Origin of the sequence: Candidatus Photodesmus katoptron Akat1 (assembly GCF_000478685.1) — a bacterium.
In the GTDB taxonomy this organism is placed as follows: Bacteria; Pseudomonadota; Gammaproteobacteria; order Enterobacterales; family Vibrionaceae; genus Vibrio; species Vibrio anomalopis.
This window is the reverse complement of sequence record NZ_AMSD01000001.1, coordinates 63,387-87,217: the sequence shown is the minus strand read 5'-3', so window position 1 is coordinate 87,217 and position 23,831 is coordinate 63,387. Positions and strand designations below refer to the sequence as shown.

The window sequence follows — 23,831 nt, the reverse complement described above, 5'->3', positions numbered from 1 at the left end:
ATATGAACTTGGAATGTTCCGAGCGTATCGAGATCCCTGTACTGCCTTTGCGTGATTTGGTGGTTTATCCTCATATGGTTATCCCATTATTTGTTGCTCGTGAGACTTCTATTAGTTGCTTAGAAGCAGCGATGGATAAGAACAAACAAGCTCTCCTTGTAGCTCAAAAAACAGCTGAAACTGATAAACCGACTCAAGATGATTTATTTGATGTAGGAACGGTAGCCACAATTTTACAACTATTAAAATTGCCGGATGGTACAGTAAAAGTTTTAGTTGAGGGTCAACAAAGAGCTAAGATTAAACAGTTTAAAGAAAATGATTTTTTCTTAGCCTCAATAGAGCTACTTCAAACTACTGAACTTGAGGATGATAAAGAACAAGAAGTAGTTATTCGTAGTGCGATTAATCAATTTGAAGTTTTTATTAAGCTAAATAAAAAAATTCCTCCAGAAGTTTTAACATCTTTAAATGGAATTGATGAAGGTGCACGCTTAGCTGATACTATCGCAGCATATATGCCACTTAAGCTTGTAGATAAACAACAAGTTCTTGAAATTCTTGATGTAACAAAACGTTTAGAATTTTTAATGCAACAAATGGAATCAGAGATAGATATGCTTCAGATGGAAAACCGGATCCGTGGACGCGTTAAGAAGCAAATGGAGAAATCACAACGAGAATATTATTTAAATGAACAAATGAAAGCAATTCAGAGAGAGCTTGGTGAAATGGATGATGCACCAGATGAATTTGAAACTCTGAAGCAAAGAATAGAAAAAGCAAAAATGTCTAAAGAAGCCCATGAAAAGACACACCAAGAATTACAAAAACTTAAAATGATGTCTCCTATGTCAGCTGAAGCAACAGTTGTTCGTAGCTATATTGATTGGATGGTTACTGTTCCTTGGAAAAAACGTTCAAAAGTTAAAAAAAATCTAGCTAAAGCTGAGGAAATTCTTAATGAAGATCATTACGGTCTTGAACGAGTAAAAGAACGTATTCTTGAATATCTTGCAGTACAAAATCGTATTAATAAATTAAAAGGACCAATTCTTTGTCTTGTCGGCCCTCCAGGTGTCGGTAAAACCTCTTTAGGTCGATCAATTGCTACTGCAACCGGTCGTAAATACACACGTATGGCCTTAGGTGGTATGCGTGATGAGGCAGAAATCAGAGGTCATAGACGTACGTATATTGGTTCTCTTCCCGGTAAATTAATTCAAAAAATGTCTAAAGTTGGAGTTAAAAATCCATTATTTCTTTTAGATGAAATTGATAAAATCTCTTCTGATATGAGAGGTGATCCCTCATCAGCTCTTTTAGAAGTATTAGATCCAGAACAAAACAATGCATTTAATGATCATTATTTAGAAGTTGATTATGATCTATCAGACGTGATGTTTGTAGCTACATCTAACTCAATGGATTTACCAAGTCCATTATTAGATCGTATGGAAGTAATTCGTTTATCTGGTTATACTGAAGACGAAAAATTAAATATTGCTAAGCGACATTTAATTGATAAACAAATTCAACGTAATGCTTTAAAATCTCATGAAATTAAAATTGAAGATTCTGCAATTATTGGTATTATTCGCTACTATACCCGTGAAGCTGGTGTGCGTGCTTTAGAGAGAGAAATTTCTAAAATTTGCCGCAAAGTAGTTAAAAGCATTTTAATTAATGGAAAATCAAACTCTGTTGTATTAGTTAATATAGATAACCTAAAAAATTACTTAGGCGTTTGGCGTTATGATTTTGGTAAGATTGATAATAGCAGCCGTGTTGGTCAAGTTACAGGATTAGCTTGGACACAAATTGGTGGTGATTTGTTGACTATCGAAACAGAGGTTATGTCTGGAAAAGGAAAATTAACTCAGACAGGTTCCCTTGGTGATGTAATGCAGGAATCCATTCAAGCAGCTATAACTGTAGTTCGTGCCCGAGCAAATAAATTAGGCATTAAAAATAACTTCTATGAGAAACATGATATTCATGTTCATGTTCCAGAAGGAGCGACACCAAAAGATGGACCTAGTGCAGGAATTGCAGTATGTACTGCTCTCGTCTCTAGTCTAACAAATAACCCAGTGAAAGCGAAAGTAGCTATGACAGGTGAAATTACTTTGCGTGGAAAAATTTTGCCTATTGGTGGTTTAAAAGAAAAGCTTTTAGCAGCTCGGCGTGGTGGTATTACTAATGTTTTAATTCCAAAAGATAATGAACGTGATTTGGAAGAAATCCCAGATAATATAACTTCTGAGCTTACAATTCTTCCAATGAAATCAATCGATGAGGTATTAAAAGTTGCACTCGAACAAGATCCATTTTCTTTTTGAGTTGAAATTTAGAGAGAACGAAACTTATTCCAGATTTTAAACTGATTATTTTAATTTTAAAAATAATATATTTCAATTAAATGAAAAAATAGTTATGGTAAATAAAGCTCAATCAGTAGAGCAGGTTGCTATTTATACTAGACATTATAAAAATTTGTTTTTATTCTAGAGGTATTTATCAAAAAAGTAAAAGTAACTGTATTATTAGGCAACTATTTAAAGGTAGGAATTATAACTGCTGGAATTAAAGTATGCTAAATTGGTCAGACTTACCTTTTAGTAGGATTATTATTAAGATAGTTATCGGTTTAGTGATTACTTCCTTTTTATTTGCTAGTATTGGAAATTATCTAATTAGTATTAATAGAAACGTTGTGGTAAAAGTGGATGATGTAAAAATTACTTTCCCAGATCTAGAGAAAAGATATCAGAATGAACTTGATACTATGCGTTCTGAACTTGGTCAACGTTTTTATAAGACTTTGTCCGACCTGGACTACCTTAAATCTTTTCGTAAATCAATTTTGGAACGTATGGTTAATAGAGTTTTACTTGAAAAATATTCAAAATCTTTGGGTTTACAGGTAACTGATTCTCAGCTTCGCGAACTCATTCTTTCTATGCCACAATTTCAATATGATGGTAAATTTGATATTGAATTCTATAAGAGTTCTCTTTTTCGCTCTGGTTTTTCAGTAGAAAATTTTGAACAGTCTTTACGAATTGATTATCTGATTCAGAATCAATTAATTCCAGCCATACAAGAGAGTAATTTTTTACTACCTGGTGAAATAAATGCACAAAATAAACTTATTAACCAAATTCGTAATGTACGTATAATTGAAATAGGAATGGAAAAATTTCTAAATAATATTTCATTAAGTGAAGAAGAAATTTTTCAATACTACAGTGAAAATGCTGAATTTTATAGTCAACCTGAAAAATTAAAATTATCCTATATCGAATTATCTCTAGAATCATTAAAAAAGAATGTTGTAGTTACAGATGATGAAGCAAAACAATATTATTTTGATAATATAAATCTTTTTTTTGCTGAAGAAAGTCGTAAAATAAGTCATATTTTTATTCCTGATAATAATCAAGAAATAGCATATTCAATTTTAGAAGAGTTAAATTTAGGTGCTAATTTTTCCAATATAGCAAAAAAAACACCCAAAGAGTCTTCTACATTTAATGTAGAATGGATTCAACGTAACACAATAGATCCTGAGATTGAAAGAGCAGTTTTTTCTTTAAAATCAATAGGAGACATTTCTAGTTTAATACAATCTAAAACTGGCTATCATATTATAAGACTTGATGATGTAAAAGCTAGTTTTACTAAACCTTATTCAAAAGTTTCTGATCAAGTTAAAGAAGAATTAAAATCTCAAAAGGCAATTAATACTTTTTATGAACTTAAGCATCAACTAGAAAATTTAGCTTTTGAATTTCCTTATTCTTTGAATGAAGTAGCTCAATCAATCAATCAGCCAGTGTATACTACAGATTTTATTTCTGAGAATAAATACCCTGAAATTTTAAAAAAACCTATAGTTCTAGAGGTTATTTCAAAACCAGAAATTAAACAGGAGGGTTTAAATTCTGAAGTTATTGAAATAAATCCAGAACATATATTAGTTATTCGAGTTGAAGATTTTAAAAATAAGGTTCCATTACTCTTAGATCAAGTTAGTGATCAAATTATAATGAAACTTTCTGAAATTCAAGCCAAACAAAAAGCATCTATATTTGCAAAAAAACTTGTTGATTCTTTAAAAAATACGGATGAAGATGTTATTTTAGAAAAGGAAAGTTTAAAATTTAGTGAAGTTAAAAAAGTCAATCGTACTTCAGAATTTGCAAATACAATTTTTTCCATGAAAAAACCTGTTCATCAAAATTCGGTGTATACTTATGCTCAAGATGCTACAGGAAATGTAGTCATTATTGCTTTAGATAGTGTAGAAAACACTTTTAATACTAAATCTAATCAAACTATTGTAAACCAGCTTATTGAATTCAATTCAGTTCAAGAATTATATACTTTGCTACATATTTTAAGAAGTAATACCAATATTAAATATTTTGATGAGCATTATAGTTAAATTTATATCCCTATGTACACTTTTATTTGAAAATATTTTTCCAAATTTTATTTCCCCATTTTTAAAAAATTGGAGTTATAGATGTCTTTTAAAACACCAGTCATTACGGTTGATGGACCTAGCGGAGTAGGGAAAGGTACTTTATGTCTTTCATTGTCTAAACAGCTAGGTTTTGATTTACTAGATTCTGGTGCAATTTATCGTGCGCTGGCTATTGCGGCTATTCGTCATGGATTAAAAACTGAAAAAGCACTTATTCCTTTAGCAAGCTGTCTAGATGTTCAGTTTGTTTTGAAAAATAATTTTCTTAAAACAATCTTAGAAGGTGAAGATATATCTAAGGAACTAAGAAAAGAAGAAATAGGATTAGCAGCCTCAAAAATATCAATATTACCAAAAATTCGTGAAGCATTATTAAAAAGGCAGCGTTTATTTGTAAAAGGGAAGGGGCTTGTAGCTGATGGTCGCGATATGGGTACAGTAGTTTTTCCATCAGCAAAAGTTAAAATTTTTCTAGATGCAACCCTTGAAGAACGAGCAAAAAGGCGATTTAGGCAGTTGCAAAGTCATGGATTGAATGTTAAATTTAGCGGTCTTTTAAATGAACTTCGTGACCGGGATCATCGAGATCGTAATCGTCTTATAGCACCTTTATATCCTGCTGAAGGAGCTTTTTGTTTGGATTCCACTGCTATGAGTATGCAAGAAGTATTGAAGAAATCATTACAATATATCCAATTAAATTTTATTTAATTGGCATTCTATATATGTTATACGTTGGTCTCATGGATGTTATAGACTGGCAAGATTAATAACCCCATGTGCTGGATGCACTTGGATGTTCAATTTATTAAAGATATAAATAAATGAATGAATCTTTTTCTCAATTATTTGAAGAGTTTCTAAGTGAAACTGAATTTCAACAGGGTAGTATTGTAAAAGGTACTGTAGTAGCTATTGAAAATGGTTTTGTTCTTGTTGATGCTGGTCTTAAATCTGAATCTGCTATTTCTGAAGAGGAATTTAAAAATTCCTCAGGTGAACTAGAAATTAAAGTAGGCAGCGTAATCGATGTAGCTTTAGATGCCGTTGAAGATGGTTTTGGAGAAACCCAACTTTCTAGAGAGAAGGCTAAGCGTCATGAAGCTTGGATTCTTTTAGAGAAAGCTTATGAGAAATCCGAAACTATTTTGGGTATTATAAATGGTAAAGTTAAAGGGGGGTTTACCGTTGAGCTAGGAAGTATTCGAGCGTTTCTTCCAGGTTCTCTTGTTGATGTGCGTCCAATTCGAGATACTTCACATCTTGAAAATAAAGAATTAGAATTTAAAGTTATTAAATTAGATCAAAAACGAAATAATATAGTTGTTTCTCGACGTGCCGTTATTGAATCTGAACATAGTGTGGAGCGAGATGAATTTTTGGCAAGTTTACAAGAAGGGATTCAAGTTAAAGGGATAGTTAAAAATTTAACGGATTATGGTGTATTTGTTGATCTTGGAGGTGTTGACGGACTGTTGCATATTACTGATATGGCATGGAAACGTGTTAAACATCCATCTGAAGTGGTTAATATAGGAGATGAAATACTAGTAAAAGTTCTGAAATTTGATCGTGAACGCACTAGAGTTTCTTTAGGGCTAAAACAACTTGGAGAAGACCCTTGGTTAGCTATTTCAAAACGTTATCCAGAAAATCATAAGCTTATTGGTCGTGTTACAAATTTAACGGATTATGGATGTTTTGTTGAAATAGAAGAAGGTGTTGAAGGATTAGTTCATGTTTCAGAGATGGACTGGACTAATAAGAACATTCATCCATCTAAAGTAGTTAACGTAGGTGATGAAGTAGAAGTAATGGTTTTGGAAATTGATGAAGATCGTCGTCGTATTTCATTAGGATTAAAACAATGCAAACTTAATCCATGGCAATTATTTTCTGAACAACAAGCTAAAGGTGATAAAGTTACTGGAAAAATTAAATCGATTACCGATTTTGGTATTTTTATAGGTCTTAATGGTGGGATTGATGGTTTAGTTCATTTATCAGATATCTCATGGATTATGTCAGGTGAAGAATCCGTACGTAATTATAAAAAAGGTGAAGAGATATCTGCAGTAGTTTTGGCAGTAGATGCTGAACGTGAACGGATTTCTCTAGGGATTAAACAAATGGAAAGTGATCCATTTAATACTTATGTTTCTGAGAATAAAAAAGGGACTTTAGTTAGTGGTACTGTCACTTCAGTCAATAGTAAAGGTGCTACAGTTGAGTTAATACTCGGTGTTGAAGGATATATGCGTTCTTCTGAGGTTTCTCGTGACCGTATTGAAGATATCTCCTTAATATTAAACGTTGGTGATAAAATTGAAGCTAAATGTATAGGTATTGATCGTAAAAATCGATTGGTTAATCTTTCTATTAAAGCTAAGGATGAAGAAGAAGAACAAGAAGCAATGGCTACATTAAATAAAACTGAAAAATATGAATTTCCTAGAAATGTGATGGCAGACGCGTTCAAAGCTGCTAAACAAGAAGAGTAGAAGAGTAATTATCAATTTTAAATAAGAAGAACGCTATTTAGAGTGATTACTTAATAAGGATTAGTTATGACAAAATCCGAGCTAATTGAAAGACTATGTATCAAGCAATCTCATTTATCTTTAAAAGAAATTGAAGATTCTGTAAAAGATATTTTAGAATATATGGCATCGACGTTAGAGCACGGAGGAAGAATTGAGATTCGTGGTTTTGGAAGTTTCTCGTTACATTATAGAGAACCTCGTATTGGTCGTAATCCAAAAACTGGCGATAAAGTGAAATTAAAAGGGAAATATGTACCTTATTTCAAAGCAGGAAAGGAGTTACGCGATCGAGTAAATTGGAGTTACGCGATCGAGTAAATTTAGGTTAAATAATCGGAAGTAAAAAAAAGCAAAAAAAAAGCGGCATACAATATGCCGCTTTTTCGTCAGTGTTTTCATCTAGTATTTGTATTTTTTCTCTGAACTTGTTTTTTACTACTGCTTAGTAAACATTTTATTATATAGGCTAGTAATTATGAAATTTATAAAAATTCTATTAATGTTTTTTTGTTTTTTCTAGCACTTGCATTAGGTTCTCAAAATCAAACTATAGTTACTTTTAATTATTTTTTTGCTAAAAGAGATTTTTATTTATCTATTCTTATGAGTATTGTCTTTGTATTAGGTTTTTTATTTTCTTGGTTAATTTGGGGATGTTTACATTTGCAAACTCAATTAAAACTTAGAAAGCTAATGAAAAAGCTGAAAAAAAACAAATGAGAAAAGTTATTCATGAATCATTATAATATAATTATAAGGATAAAAATTTGATGATTGAAATACTTTTTTTATTACTCCCTATTGCAGCTTTTTATGGATGGTATATTGGAAATAGAAATACTCAACAAGATCGTCAAAATTATTCAAATCAAATTTCTCGTCAATACGTTACCGGTTTAAATTTACTATTGTCTGATAAATCAGATAAAGCAGTAGATCATTTTATTAATTTACTTCATGTTAATGATGAAACAATTGATACGCATTTAGCACTAGGAAACTTATTTCGCTCTCGCGGTGAAGTCGACAGAGCAATTCGAATACACCAAAACTTAATTTCACATTCAAAATTAACTATTTATCAAAAAAATGTAGCACTGCAACAATTAGCTAAGGATTACATGACATCAGGTTTTTTAGATAGAGCTGAAAAAATATTTGAACAATTATTAGAAACAAAATCATATGAATATGAAGAAACAAGTTTACAACAACTGGTTTTAATATATCAACAAACTCATGAGTGGAGTAAAGCAATCTGCTATGCTAGATTACTTGTAAAGCTTGGAAAATCAAAATTTTGTGTTAGAATAGCTCATTTTTTGTGTGAATTAGCTATGCAAGAAAAATCTAAAGGAGAAATAGCTAAAGCAATTCGTTATTTTAAATTAGCCCTTTCTGAAGATCCTAATTGCGTAAGAGCTAGTATCTCATTAGGAAATTTATTTTTAGAGATAGAAGATTATTATAAAACAGTACACTATATGGAGATGGTTTTAAAACAAGATATAGATTTTATTGTACATGTACTTCCCGTATTAGCTGATTGTTATTTTCATTTAGGAAAAGAAAAAAAATTAGTTGAATTTTTACGTCAATGTATTATAAAAAAAGCAGGTGTTTCTTGTACATTAATGTTAGCTCAATTAGTTGCTCAGCATGAAGGTATTGATGCGGCTCGAGAATTATTAACTTATCAATTAAAAAAAAATCCTACTATGAAAGGTTTTTATCGATTAATGGATTATCATTTATTGAATTTATCAGAAGGTCGAACAAAATCTAGTTTGAGCACTTTACAAAAATTAGTATCTGAACAATTAAAACTTAAACCAAGTTATTGTTGTAGAAAATGTGGTTTTTCTACTCACTCAATATATTGGCATTGTCCTTCTTGTAAGGAGTGGGGAAGCATTAAGCATATTCGTGGATTAGATGGAGAATAGATTTGAGTACAATAAATATTAGGAAAAAGAAAATATCTGATCCAAAAGTTATTGTTGCACTAGATTATGATAATGAAACAGATGCATTAACCTTTGTTGATAAAATAGATCCTTTTTTATGCCGATTAAAAGTTGGAAAAAAAATGTTCACACTATTTGGACCTGATTTTGTTCGTAAGTTACATAAACGTAATTTTTCAGTTTTTTTAGATCTAAAGTTTCATGATATCCCAAGCACATGCGCTGAATCTGTTAAAGCAGCAGCTGAACTTGGAGTTTGGATGGTAAATGTACATTCTTCTGGTGGTGAACGTATGATGACGAAATCTCGTGAAATATTAAAACCATATGGTAAAAATCGTCCGTTGCTTATAGGTGTAACTGTTCTAACTAGTATGGAACAAAATGATTTAGCTAGTATTGGTCTTGATATTACTCCAAAATTTCAAGTAATGCGATTATCTAAATTAGCTAAAAATTCAGGGCTAGATGGTGTGGTATGTTCAGCTCAAGAAGCTTTTATAGTAAAATCTAATTTAGGTAAACAATTTAAATTAATAACACCTGCTATACGACTTAAAAATACCAATTTAGATGATCAAAAACGGATAAAAACACCTATAGAAGCGGTTAAATCAGGTTCAGATTATTTAGTAATAGGACGGCCTATTACTAAATCGAAACAACCAGAAAAAATATTGGCTAAAATAAATTATGAAATTACTTCTTAAAAAGGCGTGCATAAATAAAAAATCTTTTTTTTGAAAACTACCATTTTTTCTTTTTTCCAAATAAAATATTCAGTTCATTTTCTCGTTCTTTTCTGTTGAGGTGTTTCACTGTTTCCTTACTATTTTTTTCTTGACGTTTACTATCTAATTTAGAAAAAATATCTTGTAATCTTATACGAACCTGATTTGAATATACATCATTTTTAGAATTTAGAGAAGAGATGCCTGTGTTGATTAGGTGTATAGCCGTTTCTATTTGTTTTCGGTTAATACTACTATTTATTCGTTTAATAAGACTTTCAATACTAATACGAGTCTGAAGTAATTCAAGTTTTGCATTTTCAGAAATATAAATTTTAGTCTGCAAATAACCTTTATTATTTTCGCTTCGGATAATATCGCGAAGTCGTTTTACTAATTTTAGTATAGTAATAACCTGTTTTTCATCATCAGGAATCTTGAAAGAAGTGATTTTAGAACTTTTATAGTTATGCTCTATATGATTAATTTCTTTTTGTAGATTTATAATATATTGATTTAAATTTTTATTTTTAGGAGTTAATTCAAGCATGTTTTTTAATGAATAAAAAATTCGCTTATTCAAACAAATAACTAATTCTTTACTAAATGGTAGACTATACGTATTTTGTAGTAATTCTTTAGTCGCTTCAATAATTGCTACGTAACGATTAGACTTCTTCTGTCTTTCTTTATCTATTTGTAATTTATATTGAACAATTATGTTATAACTAAAAACTAGAATTAATAAAACAGCTATAAGAGTAATGACTAAACCGATATTCATAATCCGTATATTATTTGCAAGAAATTGATTTTTAATATTATATAGATTGAATTTGTTTTATTCATTGATAAATTCTTTGCTTGTTTATTGATTGTTATGTTGATAAAAATAAATTATTATCCACAATAACTAAGGTTAATATTCGTTTGTTTTTTTATTTTTAACTTATTTAAATTTTATTAACTATCATATAGTATATATAATAGCTTTTGAAGTATTTCATACTTAAGTGATTCTTTAATGAAAAGCATATATATTCTTCTATTATTCATAAATTTTCCTATTTTTGCTAATAGTGTAAATGAGTTGAATAAGCGTTTAGCTATTATCGATGGATTTTCTGGTGATTTTTTTCAAAAAGTTATTAGTTCAGATGGTGACCTTATAATAGAAGCAGAAGGAAGTATAGAAATCGCTCGCCCAAACTTATTTCGTTGGGAAACTAAATTTCCTAATGAAAACCTCCTAGTATCTGATGGTACTATTGTATGGTATTATGATCCTTCTATTACGCAAATAACTCTTTTATGGCAAAAGCAAGTAATAGAACAAACTCCTTTTCTTGTTTTAATAGATACTCAATTAGTTAACTGGAATAATTATAATATAACTCAAAAAGGTGATTGTTTTACTTTAACAAAAATTTCAATGAACTCTAGCCAGGAAAAGTTTCAAATTGAACTTAATAATAAAGGGATACTAAAAACCTTTAGTATTCTTGAAGAAGACGGACAGTTTAGTTCCTTTAATTTTAAAAATATTATTTTTAAAAATCCAAGCATTGAACGATTTAGATTTAAAATACCTAAAGGAGTAGAGGTTGATGATCAAAGAAATTAAAGATGAAGCAGTGTAATTATTTTTTTAAAGAAGAAAAATTTAATTATTCTTTATTCATAATATAAAATTGGATTTTTTAGCTATGCTAGACATTAATCTTTTTCGAAATAAATTAGAAAAAACATCAAAAAAATTGGCACGTCGTGGTTTTAAATTAGATATAGAAAAGATACGTCTTCTTGAAGAACGTCGTAAAATTAGCCAAATTGCTGTTGAAAATTTACAGTGTGCTCATAATTCGCTTTCTAAGCAAATTGCTCAAAAAATGTTAGCTGGTAATGATTGTAAAAAAGATATAATCGATATTAAAAAAAAAATCACTAAATTAGCTAAAGATTTAACCCTTAAAAAGTTTGAATTAGAACAAATACAAAATTTAATCAATGAGTTCCTATTCTCTATTCCAAATTTACCAGATGATTCTGTACCAAGTGGTAAAAATGAAACAGAAAATATTGAAATTTATCGTTGGGGGAAACCTAAATTTTATGATTTTGAAATAAAAGATCACGTTGATCTAGGTGAAATAGGAGGAGGATTTGATTTTTCTAGTGCCAACAAAATTTCTGGTACAAGATTTATCGTTATGAAAGGCCAATTTGCACGGTTGCATCGTGCAATTGGCCAATTTATGCTAGATCTGCATACTATGAAACATGGATATACGGAAATGTATTTGCCTTATTTAGTAAATTCTAAGGCTTTATTTGGTACTGGTCAGTTGCCAAAATTTAATGAAGAACTTTTTCATATTCAATCTACGATTAAAAAACCCAATATTGAAGATCAAAAAAAGCTGTTTTTAATTCCAACGGCAGAGGTACCAATAACAAATATTGTTCGTGATAGCATTCTTAATATGTCAGAATTACCAATTAAAATAACAGCTCTTACTCCATGTTTTCGTTCTGAAGCAGGTTCTTATGGTCGCGATACTCGTGGTCTTATTCGTGTACATCAATTTGATAAAGTAGAACTAGTTCAAATAACAAAACCTGAAGATTCCATGAATGCTCTTGAAAAATTAACTAACCATGCAGAAAAAGTTTTGCAACTTCTTGAATTACCTTACCGAAAAGTTTTGTTATGTTCTGGTGATATAGGTTTCGGTGTTTGCAAAACTTATGACTTAGAGGTATGGGTTCCAGCTCAAAAAACCTATCGTGAGGTTTCTTCTTGTTCAAATATGGGAGATTTTCAAGCTCGACGTATGCAGGCTCGTTTTCGCAGAAAACAAAACCAAAAAACAGAATTAGTGCACACAATAAATGGCTCTGCATTAGCAGTTGGTAGAACTATGGTGGCTATTTTAGAAAATAATCAATCAAAAAACGGTTCTATTTCAATTCCTTCAGTTCTTCAAAAGTATATGGGAGGTTTAACTCATATCCCTTAGTATATAAATACTATAAAATCAATTTTGTTATAAAAAATAAAGTTTGATTTAGTTTTCCTTCTCAGTTACTATCTTGTCCTATTATAAGTTTCGTTTTGTCTATTAACAATATCCTTCTGTATGTCCGAGTGGTGAAATGGGTAAACACACAGCACTTAAAATGCTGCGACTGTTGTCTTGGCGGTTCGAGTCCGCCCTCGGGCACCATTTCAAATATAATTATTCAACTGATCAATCTTATTTTCTATTTCTTAATGATATTCAGATAAGAAATAGACCAAGTAAGCATATTTTTTAGAAAAGTTTAAAATTAAAAGTATATCTATTGATGAATGGAGGCGTGTCCCGGAATTGAACCGGGGTCAACGGATTTGCAGTCCGTTGCATAACCACTCTGCCAACACGCCATAAATAAAGGTAATAGATATATCTAATGATGTATCTAACTGATTGGGCATTCTACGGATTTGTTGAAATGAGTCAACTTTATCTTTACAAAATTTTTATAAATTATGCTATCAATAGTAATTTAGCTAAGTTTAAATAAATTAAATTTGGCTTTAGAGTTCAATTTAGTTACCATATCTAACAATTTTATTTAACTGTATTTTTTATTTATAACTATTAAATAGATGGATAAAAATTGATGCAATATCTAAAAGATATTATTACTAATGCAACCATCGCTATTAAGAGTGTTAATTCATTAGTAGAACTTGATAAAGTACGTATTCAGTATCTAGGTAGAAAAGGGGAACTCACTTGTTGTTTCCAAAATCTTTCCCTTCTACCTCCTGAAAAGCGAGCTGATATTGCTAAAACGATTAATAAAACAAAAGAAAAAATGATTCAAATTTTTAACCTTCGTAAGGCTGAACTAAAACAAATTGAACTTTTAAGTACATTAAATTCTGAAAAAATTGATATTACTTTACCAGGGAAACGGATTAATACTGGTAGCATACATCCAGTTACTCATACTATTGAACGAGTAGAATGTTTTTTTACTAAACTGGGATTTGATATTGAAAGCGGTCCAGAAATTGAGGATGCTTTTCATAATTTTGATGCATTAAATATAAAACCTATGCATCCAGCACGTACAGATCAAGATACTTTTTTTTTCAATCAAAATTTAATGTTACGTACTCATACTTCTGGAGCACAAATTAGAATCATGGAAAATTCTCAACCACCATTTCGTTATATTGTTCCTGGTCGAGTATATAGAAATGATTATGATAAGACTCACACTCCAATGTTTCATCAACTTGAAGGAATATTAGTTAATGAAAATATTAATTTTTTACAATTAAAAGGTATTTTGAATGATTTCGTTTACGACTTTTTTAAAGGAGAAGAAAAAATAGAATTGCGTTTTAGGCCTTCTTATTTTCCATTTACAGAACCTTCAGCTGAAATTGATATAAAGAATAAAAATGGTGAATGGCTAGAAATTTTAGGCTGTGGAATGGTTCATCCTAATGTATTTCATAGTGTAGGTATTAATTCTGAAAAATATTCTGGTTTTGCCTTTGGTATAGGTATTGAACGTCTAGCAATGCTTGCTTATGGTATACATGATTTACGCTCTTTTTTTGAAAACGATTTGCGTTTTTTAAAACAATTTAAATGAATCTATAGGATAAAAATGTACAATGAAATTCAGTAAATCCTGGCTATGTGAATGGGTAAACTTTTCAAATTCTGCTAGTGAACTAGCCAAAAGAATTACTATGGCTGGTTTAGAGGTAGATAACATCTATTCTATATCTAGAAGGTTTACTGGAGTTAAAATTGGTTATATTTTGCAATGTTATACTCATCCTAATACTGAAAAATTAAAAATAACTCAGGTCAATGTTGGTACAGGAGAACTTTTAAATATTGTTTGTAGTGCTTCCAATTGTCGTGCAGGTATAAAAATTCCTGTAGCAATAGTTGGTAGTGTGCTACCTTGCAATGTTAAGATCAGACAAATAAAGGTATGTGGTCAAATATCTAATGGTATGCTTTGTTCATTTTCTGATCTTGGTATTAATATTAATAATGAAAATGAAAATTCCATTATAGAGTTGGAAGAAGAAGCTCAAGTTGGTACGGACTTTTATACCTTTCTTAATTTTCATGATGTAATCTTTGATTTAAATTTAACACCTAATCGCGGTGATTGTTTTAGTATTCGTGGCATTGCCCGTGAAATTGCTGCGCTGACTCAGACTAAAATCATGGAACCTGATTTTAAAATTGTCAAGCCTAATATAAAGGATACTATACCTATTGAATTACAAGTGCCTGAAGTATGTCCCCGATACTTTTCTAGAATAATAAAGAATATAAATATCAAAGCCAAAACACCATTCTGGATACGAGAAAAATTACGCCGTTGTGGTATGCAATCTACTAATCTAGTATTAGATATCAATAATTATGTCCTTTTAGAACAAGGACAACCAATTCAAGCATTTGATTTATCTAAAATTGTGGGAAGAATTATTATTCGTAATGCAAATAAAAATGATAGGTTTAAAAGTGCAGATGGTAATGATATCATGTTGAATATTGATACTGTTGTAGTTGCAGATGAAGATAAAATTCTCTCTATTGCTGGAATTTTAGGTAGTCAAAGTTCATCTGTAAATACTCATACTAAAAGTATACTTCTTGAATCTGCTTTTTTTTCCCCTGATTATATTTCTGGTCATGCTCGTCATTATGGTATACTAACTGATGCTTCTAGTCGATTTGAACGCGGTGTTGACTATAATTTGCAATTAAAAGCTATAGAACGCGCAACTCAACTTTTAATTGATATTTCTGGTGGTGATGTTTCAACAGTTGTTTCTATAGAATCTAAATGTAATTATCCCAAACAAAAAAGAATTAAGTTTCACCGATTTAAACTTGATAGAATCTTAGGATATCATATTCCTGATTTAGATGTTTTAATGATTCTTAAACATCTTGGGTTCCTAGTTAAAAAAGAAGAAAGTGATTGGTTGGTTACTGTTCCAACTTGGAGATTTGATATAACAATAGAACAAGATCTTGTGGAGGAAATTGCTCGTATTTATGGTTATGATAATATGCCTAACCAATTCCCATTACTAAATATTGAAGTAAATAATACTAAAAAAAGAGATCAATCTGTTATAAAAAAGATTCGTTCTTTTTTAGTAAGCCGCGGTTATCATGAAGCTATTACATATAGTTTTGTGAAACCGGAACAACAAGAGTTGTTTTTCCCAGATATCAGACCTTTTATATTACCTTATCCTATTTCTTCAGATATGTCGGCAATGCGTCTTGGTTTAATTCAAGGTTTATTAAATGCTGTTTCATATAATCAAAAACGTCAACAACCATATGTTCGTTTATTTGAATATGGTCGAACTTTTATTCCTTGTAAATCTTCAGAGAATAATATTCAACAAGAATTAATGCTTGCTTGTGTAATATCTGGTACTAGAAATCTAAAACATTGGAGTATACCAGTTCAAGAGGTTGATTTTTTTGACCTAAAAGGAGACTTAGAATCTATTTTAGAGTTATCTAACAATAATAAAGCATATAAATTTAAAGCTGAAAAACATCCAGCATTTCATCCTGGTCAATCTGCTGCTATTTTTTTAGAAGAAGAGAAGGTTGGAATTATTGGTACAATTCATCCAAAACTTGAGTCTGAATTAGATTTATATGGTCGAACTTTTGCTTTTGAGATACGTAGTTCTACTATTGATACTAGTATTATTCCAACTTTCTTAGAAATATCTAAGTATCCATCCAATCGTCGTGATATCTCGATAATTGTTGATGAAAACATAACTTTTGATAGCATAATACGTTCATGTTTTGAATTAGGTGGAACCTTTTTAAAAGATGCTAAATTATTTGATTTATATGTTGGCAATGGTATTAAAAAAGGGAAAAAAAGCCTAGCAATTGCATTAATGTTCCAGTCCACAGTCTGTACTTTAACAGAACAAGATATCTCTAAACTAGTTAAAAAAATCCTTATTCATATATCCAAAAAATTTGGTGCTTCACTTCGTGATTAGTTTTTTTAAGACAGTCTTTATTTACTAGATAGGTTCTAATATCAAGTTAAATTACCTTTAATCTATACATAGATTCATTATAATTTTTATTCAGCCACTTTGAGCTTTTAAAAATTATTGACTACTTATTAAATACTACATAATTAATATATTGAGGTGAATTTTATGGCTCTCACAAAAGCAGAACTATCAGAGAACCTATTTGAAAAAATTGGCTATACTAAGCGTGATGCTAAAGAAATAGTTGAAATATTTTTTGAAGAAATTCGAAAAGCATTGGAAAATGGCGAACAAGTAAAACTATCTGGTTTTGGTAATCTTGAGCTTCGTAATAAAAGCGAACGTCCTGGAAGAAATCCAAAAACTGGTGAGGATATTCCGATCTCAGCAAGAAGGGTAGTTACATTTCGACCAGGACAAAAATTAAGATCTCGTGTAGAAAATATAAAATCTAACAAGTAATCGCCATCAAAGATTATTTGATGTTGGCTATATTGCTAATAGTAATAATTAGTTAGTATTAATTTAATTACTGCTTTTTTCTTTTATTAACGTTAATTATTTTTCATTTGGATTATTTTCTTTATGTCTATTCAATGGTTTCCTGGACACATGTATAAAGCTACTAAGAAAATTGAAGAAATTGTTAAACAAATTGATATTTTTATTGAAATTTTAGATGCTCGTATCCCTTTCAGTAGTCAAAATCCCATTTTTCCTAAATGGTATACCAATAAACACCATTTAACAGTATTAAATAAATCTGATCTAGCTGATCCTAAATTAACTAAATTATGGATGCAGTATTTTCAAAAAAAAGAAATAAAAGCAATATCAACAATAGCATCTAATTTACAATCAGTCTGTAAAATAAAAAAAATATGCCGTAAATTTATTCCATCTAATCATAAGATTAAAAAAAATATTAAAGTAATGATTATAGGTATTCCAAATGTAGGAAAATCAACCATAATAAATACATTAGCTAGTCGTACTATTTCAGTTACTGGTAATCAACCAGCTATTACTCGTTCTCAACAATGCGTTAATTTAAAAAATGGTATTGTGTTGTATGATACTCCTGGAATTTTTTTGACTAAAATAGAAGATCGCAGTGTGGCCTTTCGTTTAGCGGCAATTGGAGCTGTAAAAAATATTGCAATAGAATATGATGAAGTTGCTATTGATATTATTAGTTACCTTCTTAAGTATTATCCAGAAAAAATTAAAAAACGTTATAAAATAAAAAAACTTCCTGAATCTAGTATAGAGATAATAAATGCAATTGGAATTAATCGAGGGACACTAAAACCTGGTGCTTATATCGATAATTATAAAGCTTGTGAAATTTTTCTGAATGAGTTTCGTAATGGTATTTTAAAAGAAATTACATTAGAATCTCCTGAAATATTACTATAAGTAATAGTACATGATAGCGTAAAAAAAGATATAACTATATAAGAGTCAAAATGTTTTTTTAAAAAATAATTTCAATGAGTTATACATTACTAGTACATACTTCCGTTAAAGATTCAACTCACAGGAAATATTTATGCTATCAATTTTTGATATTTATAAAATAGGTATTGGCCCTTCTAGTTCTCATACTAATGGTCCAATGATTGCAGGTTATAATTTTACTCATCTAATAGCTCCAATGATTAATAAAGTTAATCGTATTCAAGTTGATCTATATGGTTCACTATCTTTAACAGGAAAAGGACATCATACGGATAAAGCAGTTATTCTAGGTTTATTAGGAAATAAACCAGAGACTATAAAAATTAATATTGCAAATAATAAAATGAAAACTGTTATTAAAAATAGCAAGCTTTTTTTATTAGGAAATCGTGTAATTGATTTTAAATATAAATCAGATATTATTTTTCATTCTGGAAATTTACCATTACATGAAAATGGTATGACTATCACTGCATATGATTTATTTGGTTCAATAATACTCTTTGAAACTTATTATTCAAATGGTGGTGGTTTTATAACAACAGCTAAGGAGTTTAAAAAAAAGAAAAATAATAAAGATCTAATTAGTGTTGAATTTCCATTTAAATCTGCTAGTGAAATGTTATTTCAGGCTAAAAAGCATGGTCTTAGCCTAGGAAATATGATACTACGCAATGAATTGTCTTTTCGAACCATGAGATCTATTGATAGAAAAGTTAAAAATCTTTGGAAAGTGATGTTGTTATGTATGAAGAGAGGTTTCGAAACAGAAGGAATTTTAGAAGGTGGATTAAATGTTACTAGAAGGGCTCCAAGATTGCTTAAAAAATTAAAGTCTGATGAATCATTTGATAATGATCCTATGGTAATTATGGATTGGATTAATCTTTTTGCTTTTGCTGTGAGTGAAGAGAATGCTTCTGGTGGGCAAATTGTCACTTCACCAACAAATGGTTCAGCAGGGATTATCCCCGCTGTTTTAATGTACTACAACAAATTTATTAAAAAACTAGATACCAATCAGCTAAAAGATTTTTTTGCTGTATCTGGTGCTATTGGTATTTTATATAAAACAAATGCTTCTATTAGTGGTGCAGAAGTAGGTTGTCAAGGAGAGGTTGGGGTTTCATCTTCTATGGCTGCAGCAAGTCTTACTGCTTTACGAGGTGGAACTAATAATCAAATTTGTATCGCAGCTGAAATTGCAATGGAACACTCTCTTGGCATGACATGTGATCCTATTAGTGGTTTAGTCCAAGTACCTTGTATTGAGAGAAATGCAATGGGTGCAATAAAAGCAATTAATGCTTCAAGAATAGCTTTAAAATCTAGTAATACATGCTTAATTTCACTAGATAAAGTTATTAATACCATGTATCAAACAGGTAAAGATATAAATAAAAGATATCGGGAAACATCTCTTGGAGGATTAGCATCCATCTATTTAGAACCTCCCCATGAATAAAATTCATATTTTTGATAAATTAATGTGCTTTTTATTTTTATAAAATATGAATAGTACCTTTTTTATATAACTGGTTTTTAATTTGATACAATTTTCAAGAGGTTGAAATGAAAACAGAGATATATAAAGACTTTACCTTTGAAGCCGCTCACCATTTGCCTAATGTGCCTAAAGGTCATAAATGTGGTCGATTACATGGACACTCTTTTCTTGTTCGTCTTTATATACAAGGTAATATAGATCCAAACACTGGTTGGTTAGTAGATTTTTCTGATATTAAGAAATTATTTAACCCAATTTATGAACAGTTAGATCATTTTTACTTAAATGAGATTACTGGGTTAGAGAATCCGACTAGCGAAGTTCTTGCAATTTGGATTTGGAGGAAACTAAAACCCTCATTGCCTATATTAAATAAAATAGAAATTAAAGAAACTTGTACTACAGGTTGCATTTACTCAGGTAAATAAATATAGTATCTAACTGTTTTTTTTAAATACGTAACTTTAAAATAAACTAACCAAAATGATAATTAAAACATCTGATGCTTGATGTTAGTTTTAATAGATTACAAGAAAATATAAAGTATTGATTATGGCTCTAACTATTAGCATATTAATGGATTTATTTGAAATGCTTAGTGTAGCATAAATGGTATTTTTAATAAAACCTACTTACATATATAAAAAGATTTAGAAAATATTTTTTAGAAGTGACCTTAATATTCTTATAGTACCTTTAAAATTTGACTAAGTTTATCTAACGTTTCTTGATATTCAGAATCACGATTACTATCAGCTACTATACCACTACCAGCCCATGCATAAATTTTCCTATCTTTTATAAGTAATGTCCTAATTGCAATATTTGTATCCATCTTATGATTACGACTTATATAACCAATACTTCCGCAATAAATATGTCGTCTATTTGGTTCTAGTTCTTCTATAATATTCATTGCTCTTATTTTAGGAGCACCAGTAACTGATCCTCCAGGGAAGCTAGACCGCAATAGTTCAATATATGAATATTTACTATCTAATTTAGCTGTAACAGTACTGACTAAATGATGTACTGCTGGAAAACTTTCTATAAAAAAAAGATTAGGAACATGTACAGTCCCTGGTTTTGCTACACGACCAAGATCATTACGAAGAAGATCAACAATCATGAGATTTTCAGCTTGATCCTTTTCAGAATTTATCAATTCAAGTGCATAGTTTTTATCTTTGTTATAATCTTTAGATCTTGGACGTGTTCCTTTAATTGGATTAGTTTTAATTAATCCATTGTTTACTTCTAAAAATCTTTCAGGAGATAAACTGATAATTGTACCTTTTTTTATGCGAATAAAAGCTGAAAAAGGAGATAAGTTCAATTTTTCTAATCTTTGATAGGCTTCCCATTCACTACCTATACATTTTGTATGAAAACGTTGAGCCAAATTAATCTGATAACAATCTCCATTAAATATATATTCCTGTATTTTATCAAATTTATTAGTATAACTTATTTTATCCATATTGGATTGCCACTTTTCTGTGAGATGAAATTTAGATTGAGAAGATTTAACTTGATTGCTAATCCATTGCCAATATTTATCTACATTTAGACCTACAACAAAAGCTGCTTTCAATCGATGATCTACTATGATAGCCCATTCATAAAAACCAACTGCCATATCTGGTAAATCAATATCTTTCTCAGAAAAATTAGAAATATTTTCAATTCTTCTACCTAAATCATAAGAAAAATAACCTAAAATACCACCAATAAAAGGAAATTGAAGTTCAGTAGAAACGTTAGGAAGATAAAGGTCTTGAAGTTCAGAAATAAGTTTAAATGGATCAGAACTTGTACTATATGAAGCTAGTTCAGTATCAACAGTAGTAATATTTGAGTATGTCTCTAGCTTAACTTTAGGTAGACTAACTAAGATATCAAACCTACTATTTTTATGTACAGAGGATGCAGAACTAAGTAGCATTGACCAGGATAAGTGTTCAATTTTAGAAAAAAGTTGTTTAGATAAGTTTGGAAAATACTTAATTTTTTTAATTTGAATATTATTTAACTGGTTATTATTAATTTTTGACAAAAAAGTCACTCTATTTTGATATTACAAGAAAAGGCATCATAAAATGACAATAATTAGAGAACAAGATATAATTAGCAGTGTTGCTGATGCACTTCAATATATTTCTTATTATCATCCATTAGATTTTATTAAAGCTTTAGAAAAAGCATATTATCGAGAAAAAAGTCAAGCAGCGAAAGATGCTATTGCTCAAATTTTAGTCAATTCACGTATGTCTGCTGAAGGTCATCGTCCAATTTGTCAAGATACAGGAATTGTTACTTGTTTCTTAAAAATTGGGATGAAAGTACGTTGGAATTCAACAAATTTAACTTTCCAAGAGATGATTGATAAAGGCGTCCACCAGGCTTATACAAACCTAGAGAATCCATTACGTGCTTCTATTGTAATGGATCCTGCAGGAAAGAGAATTAATACTAAAGATAATACTCCTGCTGTCGTTCATATTGAGATGATCCCTGGTAATGTAATGAAAATTTTTCTTTCAGCAAAAGGAGGAGGTTCTGAAAATAAAACTCAAATGGCCATGCTTAATCCTTCTGATGATATTGTAAATTGGGTAGAACATTCAGTAAAAAAAATGGGTTCTGGATGGTGTCCACCAGGAATATTAGGGATAGGAATTGGCGGGACAGCAGAAAAATCTGCACTGTTAGCGAAAGAATCGTTGATGGAACATATTAATATCCAAGAACTTATAACACAAGGCCCAAAAAATTTTGAAGAAGATTTACGATTAAATATTTTTAACAAAGTGAATAGATTAGGAATTGGAGCACAAGGACTTGGTGGATTAATTACAGTTATAGATGTAAAAATTAAAACTGCACCAACTCATGCTGCTTCCAAACCAATTTGTTTAATTCCAAATTGCGCAGCTACTCGTCATATTAATTTTACTTTAGATGGAACTGGTCCAGCAAATTTAGAAATACCAAAATTATCAGATTGGCCCAAAATCACCTGGAAAATCAATAACAATACTCGTAAAGTTGATCTGAATAAACTAAAAAAAGAAGAACTTATAAGATGGCAATCTGGAGAAACACTTTTGCTATCAGGTAAAATTTTTACAGCTCGTGATGTTGCTCATAAACGTTTACAAGATGTTATTGAAAATAAAAAACACTTACCATTAAACATTAATTTAAAAGGTAAATTTTTATATTATGTGGGTCCTGTTAACGCTATAAAAGATGAAGTAGTGGGTCCTGCAGGACCCACTACTTCATCTCGAATGGATAAATTTACTAATATGATGTTAGAGAAATTTGGTATTATAGGCATGATCGGGAAAGCAGAGCGTAATCATAAAATAACAAAATTAATTAAAAAGTACAAAGCTGTTTACTTAATAGCTGTTGGCGGTGCTGCTTATTTAATATCTAAATCTATAAAAAAATCGAAAATAGTTGCATTCAAGGACTTAGGAATGGAAGCAATTTATGAATTTGAAGTTAAAGATATGCCTGTTACTGTAGCTATTGATGCTAGTGGTAAAAATATACATCAAAAAGGTCCAGAGACTTGGAAAATAAAGATTTCTGAATTTCAAAAAAATATTCGTTAATCTTAATATTGATGATGAATGCTAGTATAAATAAACTTTTAAACTTTTTTATTTCAACTTTATTTTCTAAAAAAATTTGTTAATTATATTAGTATATATTCTTTCATATAAGTAAATATGTAGTTATAAGCTATAATAGCTCTATATATCGGAGTTCATTTTAAATGAACAGTATAAGTAAATGTCAATATATGTGATTGTTATCCCATAATTTATTATCATATATATATTCTACTGCTTTGCAGAAACATATCATATTTTATATGATAATGAAGAGTAGGTTAGGTAAATAACCCTTTAGCTATCATCTTTAAAATTAGCTTAAAGCTAGAAGAAATAATTTCATTTGACTTTGTTAATACGAATTTTCATTCGTCAATAATAATAACAATGGCTTTAAGTGTTTTATGCATAATTATTAAAAAT

At 29.9% G+C, this 23,831-nt stretch carries 18 protein-coding genes, 2 tRNA genes and 1 pseudogene; 18 read left to right on the top strand and 3 right to left on the bottom strand.

The features are described 5' to 3' along the window. Window positions 1-2: 2 nt before the first annotated feature. The 8 genes and pseudogenes from lon (at window position 3) to pyrF (ending at window position 9,712) form a co-directional block, all read left to right on the top strand. Window positions 3-2,342 (top strand): endopeptidase La, encoded by a 2,340-nt coding sequence (gene lon, locus O1U_RS00370; RefSeq protein ID WP_016503431.1) that lies wholly within the window; start codon window positions 3-5, stop codon window positions 2,340-2,342. Window positions 2,343-2,593: 251 nt separating this feature from the next. After that, complete coding sequence (locus tag O1U_RS00365; RefSeq protein ID WP_016503430.1) at window positions 2,594-4,450, top strand: SurA N-terminal domain-containing protein; 1,857 nt, start codon at window positions 2,594-2,596, stop codon at window positions 4,448-4,450. 81 nt (window positions 4,451-4,531) lie between these two features. After that, window positions 4,532-5,203 carry a (d)CMP kinase gene (gene cmk / locus O1U_RS00360; protein ID WP_016503429.1) on the top strand — a complete coding sequence of 224 codons (672 nt, stop codon included), beginning with the start codon at window positions 4,532-4,534 and terminating at the stop codon, window positions 5,201-5,203. A gap of 113 nt (window positions 5,204-5,316) precedes the next feature. Continuing rightward, window positions 5,317-6,993: a 30S ribosomal protein S1 gene (gene rpsA / locus O1U_RS00355; RefSeq protein ID WP_016503428.1), complete on the top strand. Its 1,677-nt coding sequence runs from the start codon at window positions 5,317-5,319 to the stop codon at window positions 6,991-6,993. A 66-nt stretch (window positions 6,994-7,059) separates the two neighbouring features. Beyond that, window positions 7,060-7,353: an integration host factor subunit beta gene (gene ihfB / locus O1U_RS00350; protein WP_016503427.1), complete on the top strand. Its 294-nt coding sequence runs from the start codon at window positions 7,060-7,062 to the stop codon at window positions 7,351-7,353. 157 nt (window positions 7,354-7,510) lie between these two features. Then, window positions 7,511-7,755: pseudogene (locus tag O1U_RS00345) on the top strand (lipopolysaccharide assembly protein LapA domain-containing protein). 50 nt (window positions 7,756-7,805) lie between these two features. Then, window positions 7,806-8,981 carry a lipopolysaccharide assembly protein LapB gene (lapB, locus tag O1U_RS00340; RefSeq protein WP_016503426.1) on the top strand — a complete coding sequence of 392 codons (1,176 nt, stop codon included), beginning with the start codon at window positions 7,806-7,808 and terminating at the stop codon, window positions 8,979-8,981. A gap of 32 nt (window positions 8,982-9,013) precedes the next feature. After that, complete coding sequence (pyrF, locus tag O1U_RS00335) at window positions 9,014-9,712, top strand: orotidine-5'-phosphate decarboxylase (RefSeq protein WP_034411512.1); 699 nt, start codon at window positions 9,014-9,016, stop codon at window positions 9,710-9,712. Between the two features lie 37 nt (window positions 9,713-9,749). On the opposite strand, the gene O1U_RS00330 is transcribed toward pyrF, so the two are convergent. Further along, window positions 9,750-10,517 (bottom strand): hypothetical protein, encoded by a 768-nt coding sequence (locus tag O1U_RS00330; protein WP_016503424.1) that lies wholly within the window; start codon window positions 10,515-10,517, stop codon window positions 9,750-9,752. A gap of 240 nt (window positions 10,518-10,757) precedes the next feature. On the opposite strand from O1U_RS00330, the gene lolA reads away from it, so the two are divergent. The 3 genes from lolA (at window position 10,758) to O1U_RS00315 (ending at window position 12,960) form a co-directional block, all read left to right on the top strand. Continuing rightward, window positions 10,758-11,357, top strand: coding sequence for an outer membrane lipoprotein periplasmic chaperone LolA (gene lolA / locus O1U_RS00325; protein ID WP_016503423.1), 600 nt, complete (start codon window positions 10,758-10,760; stop codon window positions 11,355-11,357). Window positions 11,358-11,439: 82 nt separating this feature from the next. Beyond that, entirely contained in the window at window positions 11,440-12,753 is a 1,314-nt protein-coding gene (gene serS, locus O1U_RS00320; protein WP_016503422.1) for a serine--tRNA ligase, read from the top strand. 122 nt (window positions 12,754-12,875) lie between these two features. After that, window positions 12,876-12,960 (top strand) — tRNA-Leu (locus tag O1U_RS00315). A 126-nt stretch (window positions 12,961-13,086) separates the two neighbouring features. Here the strand turns inward: O1U_RS00315 and O1U_RS00310 are convergent. Next, a tRNA-Cys gene (locus O1U_RS00310) sits at window positions 13,087-13,160 on the bottom strand. 239 nt (window positions 13,161-13,399) lie between these two features. On the opposite strand from O1U_RS00310, the gene pheS reads away from it, so the two are divergent. The 6 genes from pheS (at window position 13,400) to queD (ending at window position 20,207) form a co-directional block, all read left to right on the top strand. After that, on the top strand, window positions 13,400-14,389 hold the full coding sequence (gene pheS / locus O1U_RS00305) for a phenylalanine--tRNA ligase subunit alpha (protein ID WP_016503421.1): 990 nt from the start codon (window positions 13,400-13,402) through the stop codon (window positions 14,387-14,389). Window positions 14,390-14,411: 22 nt separating this feature from the next. Further along, on the top strand, window positions 14,412-16,811 hold the full coding sequence (gene pheT, locus O1U_RS00300) for a phenylalanine--tRNA ligase subunit beta (RefSeq protein ID WP_016503420.1): 2,400 nt from the start codon (window positions 14,412-14,414) through the stop codon (window positions 16,809-16,811). Between the two features lie 165 nt (window positions 16,812-16,976). After that, the gene (gene ihfA, locus O1U_RS00295; RefSeq protein ID WP_016503419.1) at window positions 16,977-17,273 is read left to right on the top strand and encodes an integration host factor subunit alpha; all 297 of its coding nucleotides are present in this window, start codon (window positions 16,977-16,979) and stop codon (window positions 17,271-17,273) included. A 123-nt stretch (window positions 17,274-17,396) separates the two neighbouring features. Beyond that, window positions 17,397-18,230 carry a ribosome biogenesis GTPase YlqF gene (gene ylqF / locus O1U_RS00290; protein WP_016503418.1) on the top strand — a complete coding sequence of 278 codons (834 nt, stop codon included), beginning with the start codon at window positions 17,397-17,399 and terminating at the stop codon, window positions 18,228-18,230. Window positions 18,231-18,363: 133 nt separating this feature from the next. After that, window positions 18,364-19,737 (top strand): L-serine ammonia-lyase, encoded by a 1,374-nt coding sequence (locus O1U_RS00285; protein ID WP_016503417.1) that lies wholly within the window; start codon window positions 18,364-18,366, stop codon window positions 19,735-19,737. A gap of 107 nt (window positions 19,738-19,844) precedes the next feature. Beyond that, a complete protein-coding gene (gene queD / locus O1U_RS00280) occupies window positions 19,845-20,207 on the top strand; it encodes a 6-carboxytetrahydropterin synthase QueD (RefSeq protein WP_016503416.1) in 363 nt (120 codons plus the stop codon). Between the two features lie 257 nt (window positions 20,208-20,464). Here queD and pabB read toward each other — a convergent pair whose 3' ends face one another. Then, window positions 20,465-21,826: an aminodeoxychorismate synthase component I gene (pabB, locus tag O1U_RS00275; RefSeq protein WP_040356507.1), complete on the bottom strand. Its 1,362-nt coding sequence runs from the start codon at window positions 21,824-21,826 to the stop codon at window positions 20,465-20,467. A gap of 52 nt (window positions 21,827-21,878) precedes the next feature. Between pabB and O1U_RS00270 the strand changes: the two genes are divergently transcribed. After that, complete coding sequence (locus O1U_RS00270) at window positions 21,879-23,405, top strand: fumarate hydratase (RefSeq protein ID WP_016503414.1); 1,527 nt, start codon at window positions 21,879-21,881, stop codon at window positions 23,403-23,405. Window positions 23,406-23,831: the final 426 nt, after the last annotated feature.

Coding starts and splice junctions, on each gene's coding strand:
- lon (WP_016503431.1), top strand. CDS start 3: ATGAACTTGGAATGTTCCGAGCGTATCGAGATCCCTGTACTGCCTTTG.
- O1U_RS00365 (WP_016503430.1), top strand. CDS start 2,594: ATGCTAAATTGGTCAGACTTACCTTTTAGTAGGATTATTATTAAGATA.
- cmk (WP_016503429.1), top strand. CDS start 4,532: ATGTCTTTTAAAACACCAGTCATTACGGTTGATGGACCTAGCGGAGTA.
- rpsA (WP_016503428.1), top strand. CDS start 5,317: ATGAATGAATCTTTTTCTCAATTATTTGAAGAGTTTCTAAGTGAAACT.
- ihfB (WP_016503427.1), top strand. CDS start 7,060: ATGACAAAATCCGAGCTAATTGAAAGACTATGTATCAAGCAATCTCAT.
- lapB (WP_016503426.1), top strand. CDS start 7,806: ATGATTGAAATACTTTTTTTATTACTCCCTATTGCAGCTTTTTATGGA.
- O1U_RS00330 (WP_016503424.1), bottom strand. CDS start 10,517: ATGAATATCGGTTTAGTCATTACTCTTATAGCTGTTTTATTAATTCTA.
- lolA (WP_016503423.1), top strand. CDS start 10,758: ATGAAAAGCATATATATTCTTCTATTATTCATAAATTTTCCTATTTTT.
- serS (WP_016503422.1), top strand. CDS start 11,440: ATGCTAGACATTAATCTTTTTCGAAATAAATTAGAAAAAACATCAAAA.
- pheS (WP_016503421.1), top strand. CDS start 13,400: ATGCAATATCTAAAAGATATTATTACTAATGCAACCATCGCTATTAAG.
- pheT (WP_016503420.1), top strand. CDS start 14,412: ATGAAATTCAGTAAATCCTGGCTATGTGAATGGGTAAACTTTTCAAAT.
- ihfA (WP_016503419.1), top strand. CDS start 16,977: ATGGCTCTCACAAAAGCAGAACTATCAGAGAACCTATTTGAAAAAATT.
- ylqF (WP_016503418.1), top strand. CDS start 17,397: ATGTCTATTCAATGGTTTCCTGGACACATGTATAAAGCTACTAAGAAA.
- O1U_RS00285 (WP_016503417.1), top strand. CDS start 18,364: ATGCTATCAATTTTTGATATTTATAAAATAGGTATTGGCCCTTCTAGT.
- queD (WP_016503416.1), top strand. CDS start 19,845: ATGAAAACAGAGATATATAAAGACTTTACCTTTGAAGCCGCTCACCAT.
- O1U_RS00270 (WP_016503414.1), top strand. CDS start 21,879: ATGACAATAATTAGAGAACAAGATATAATTAGCAGTGTTGCTGATGCA.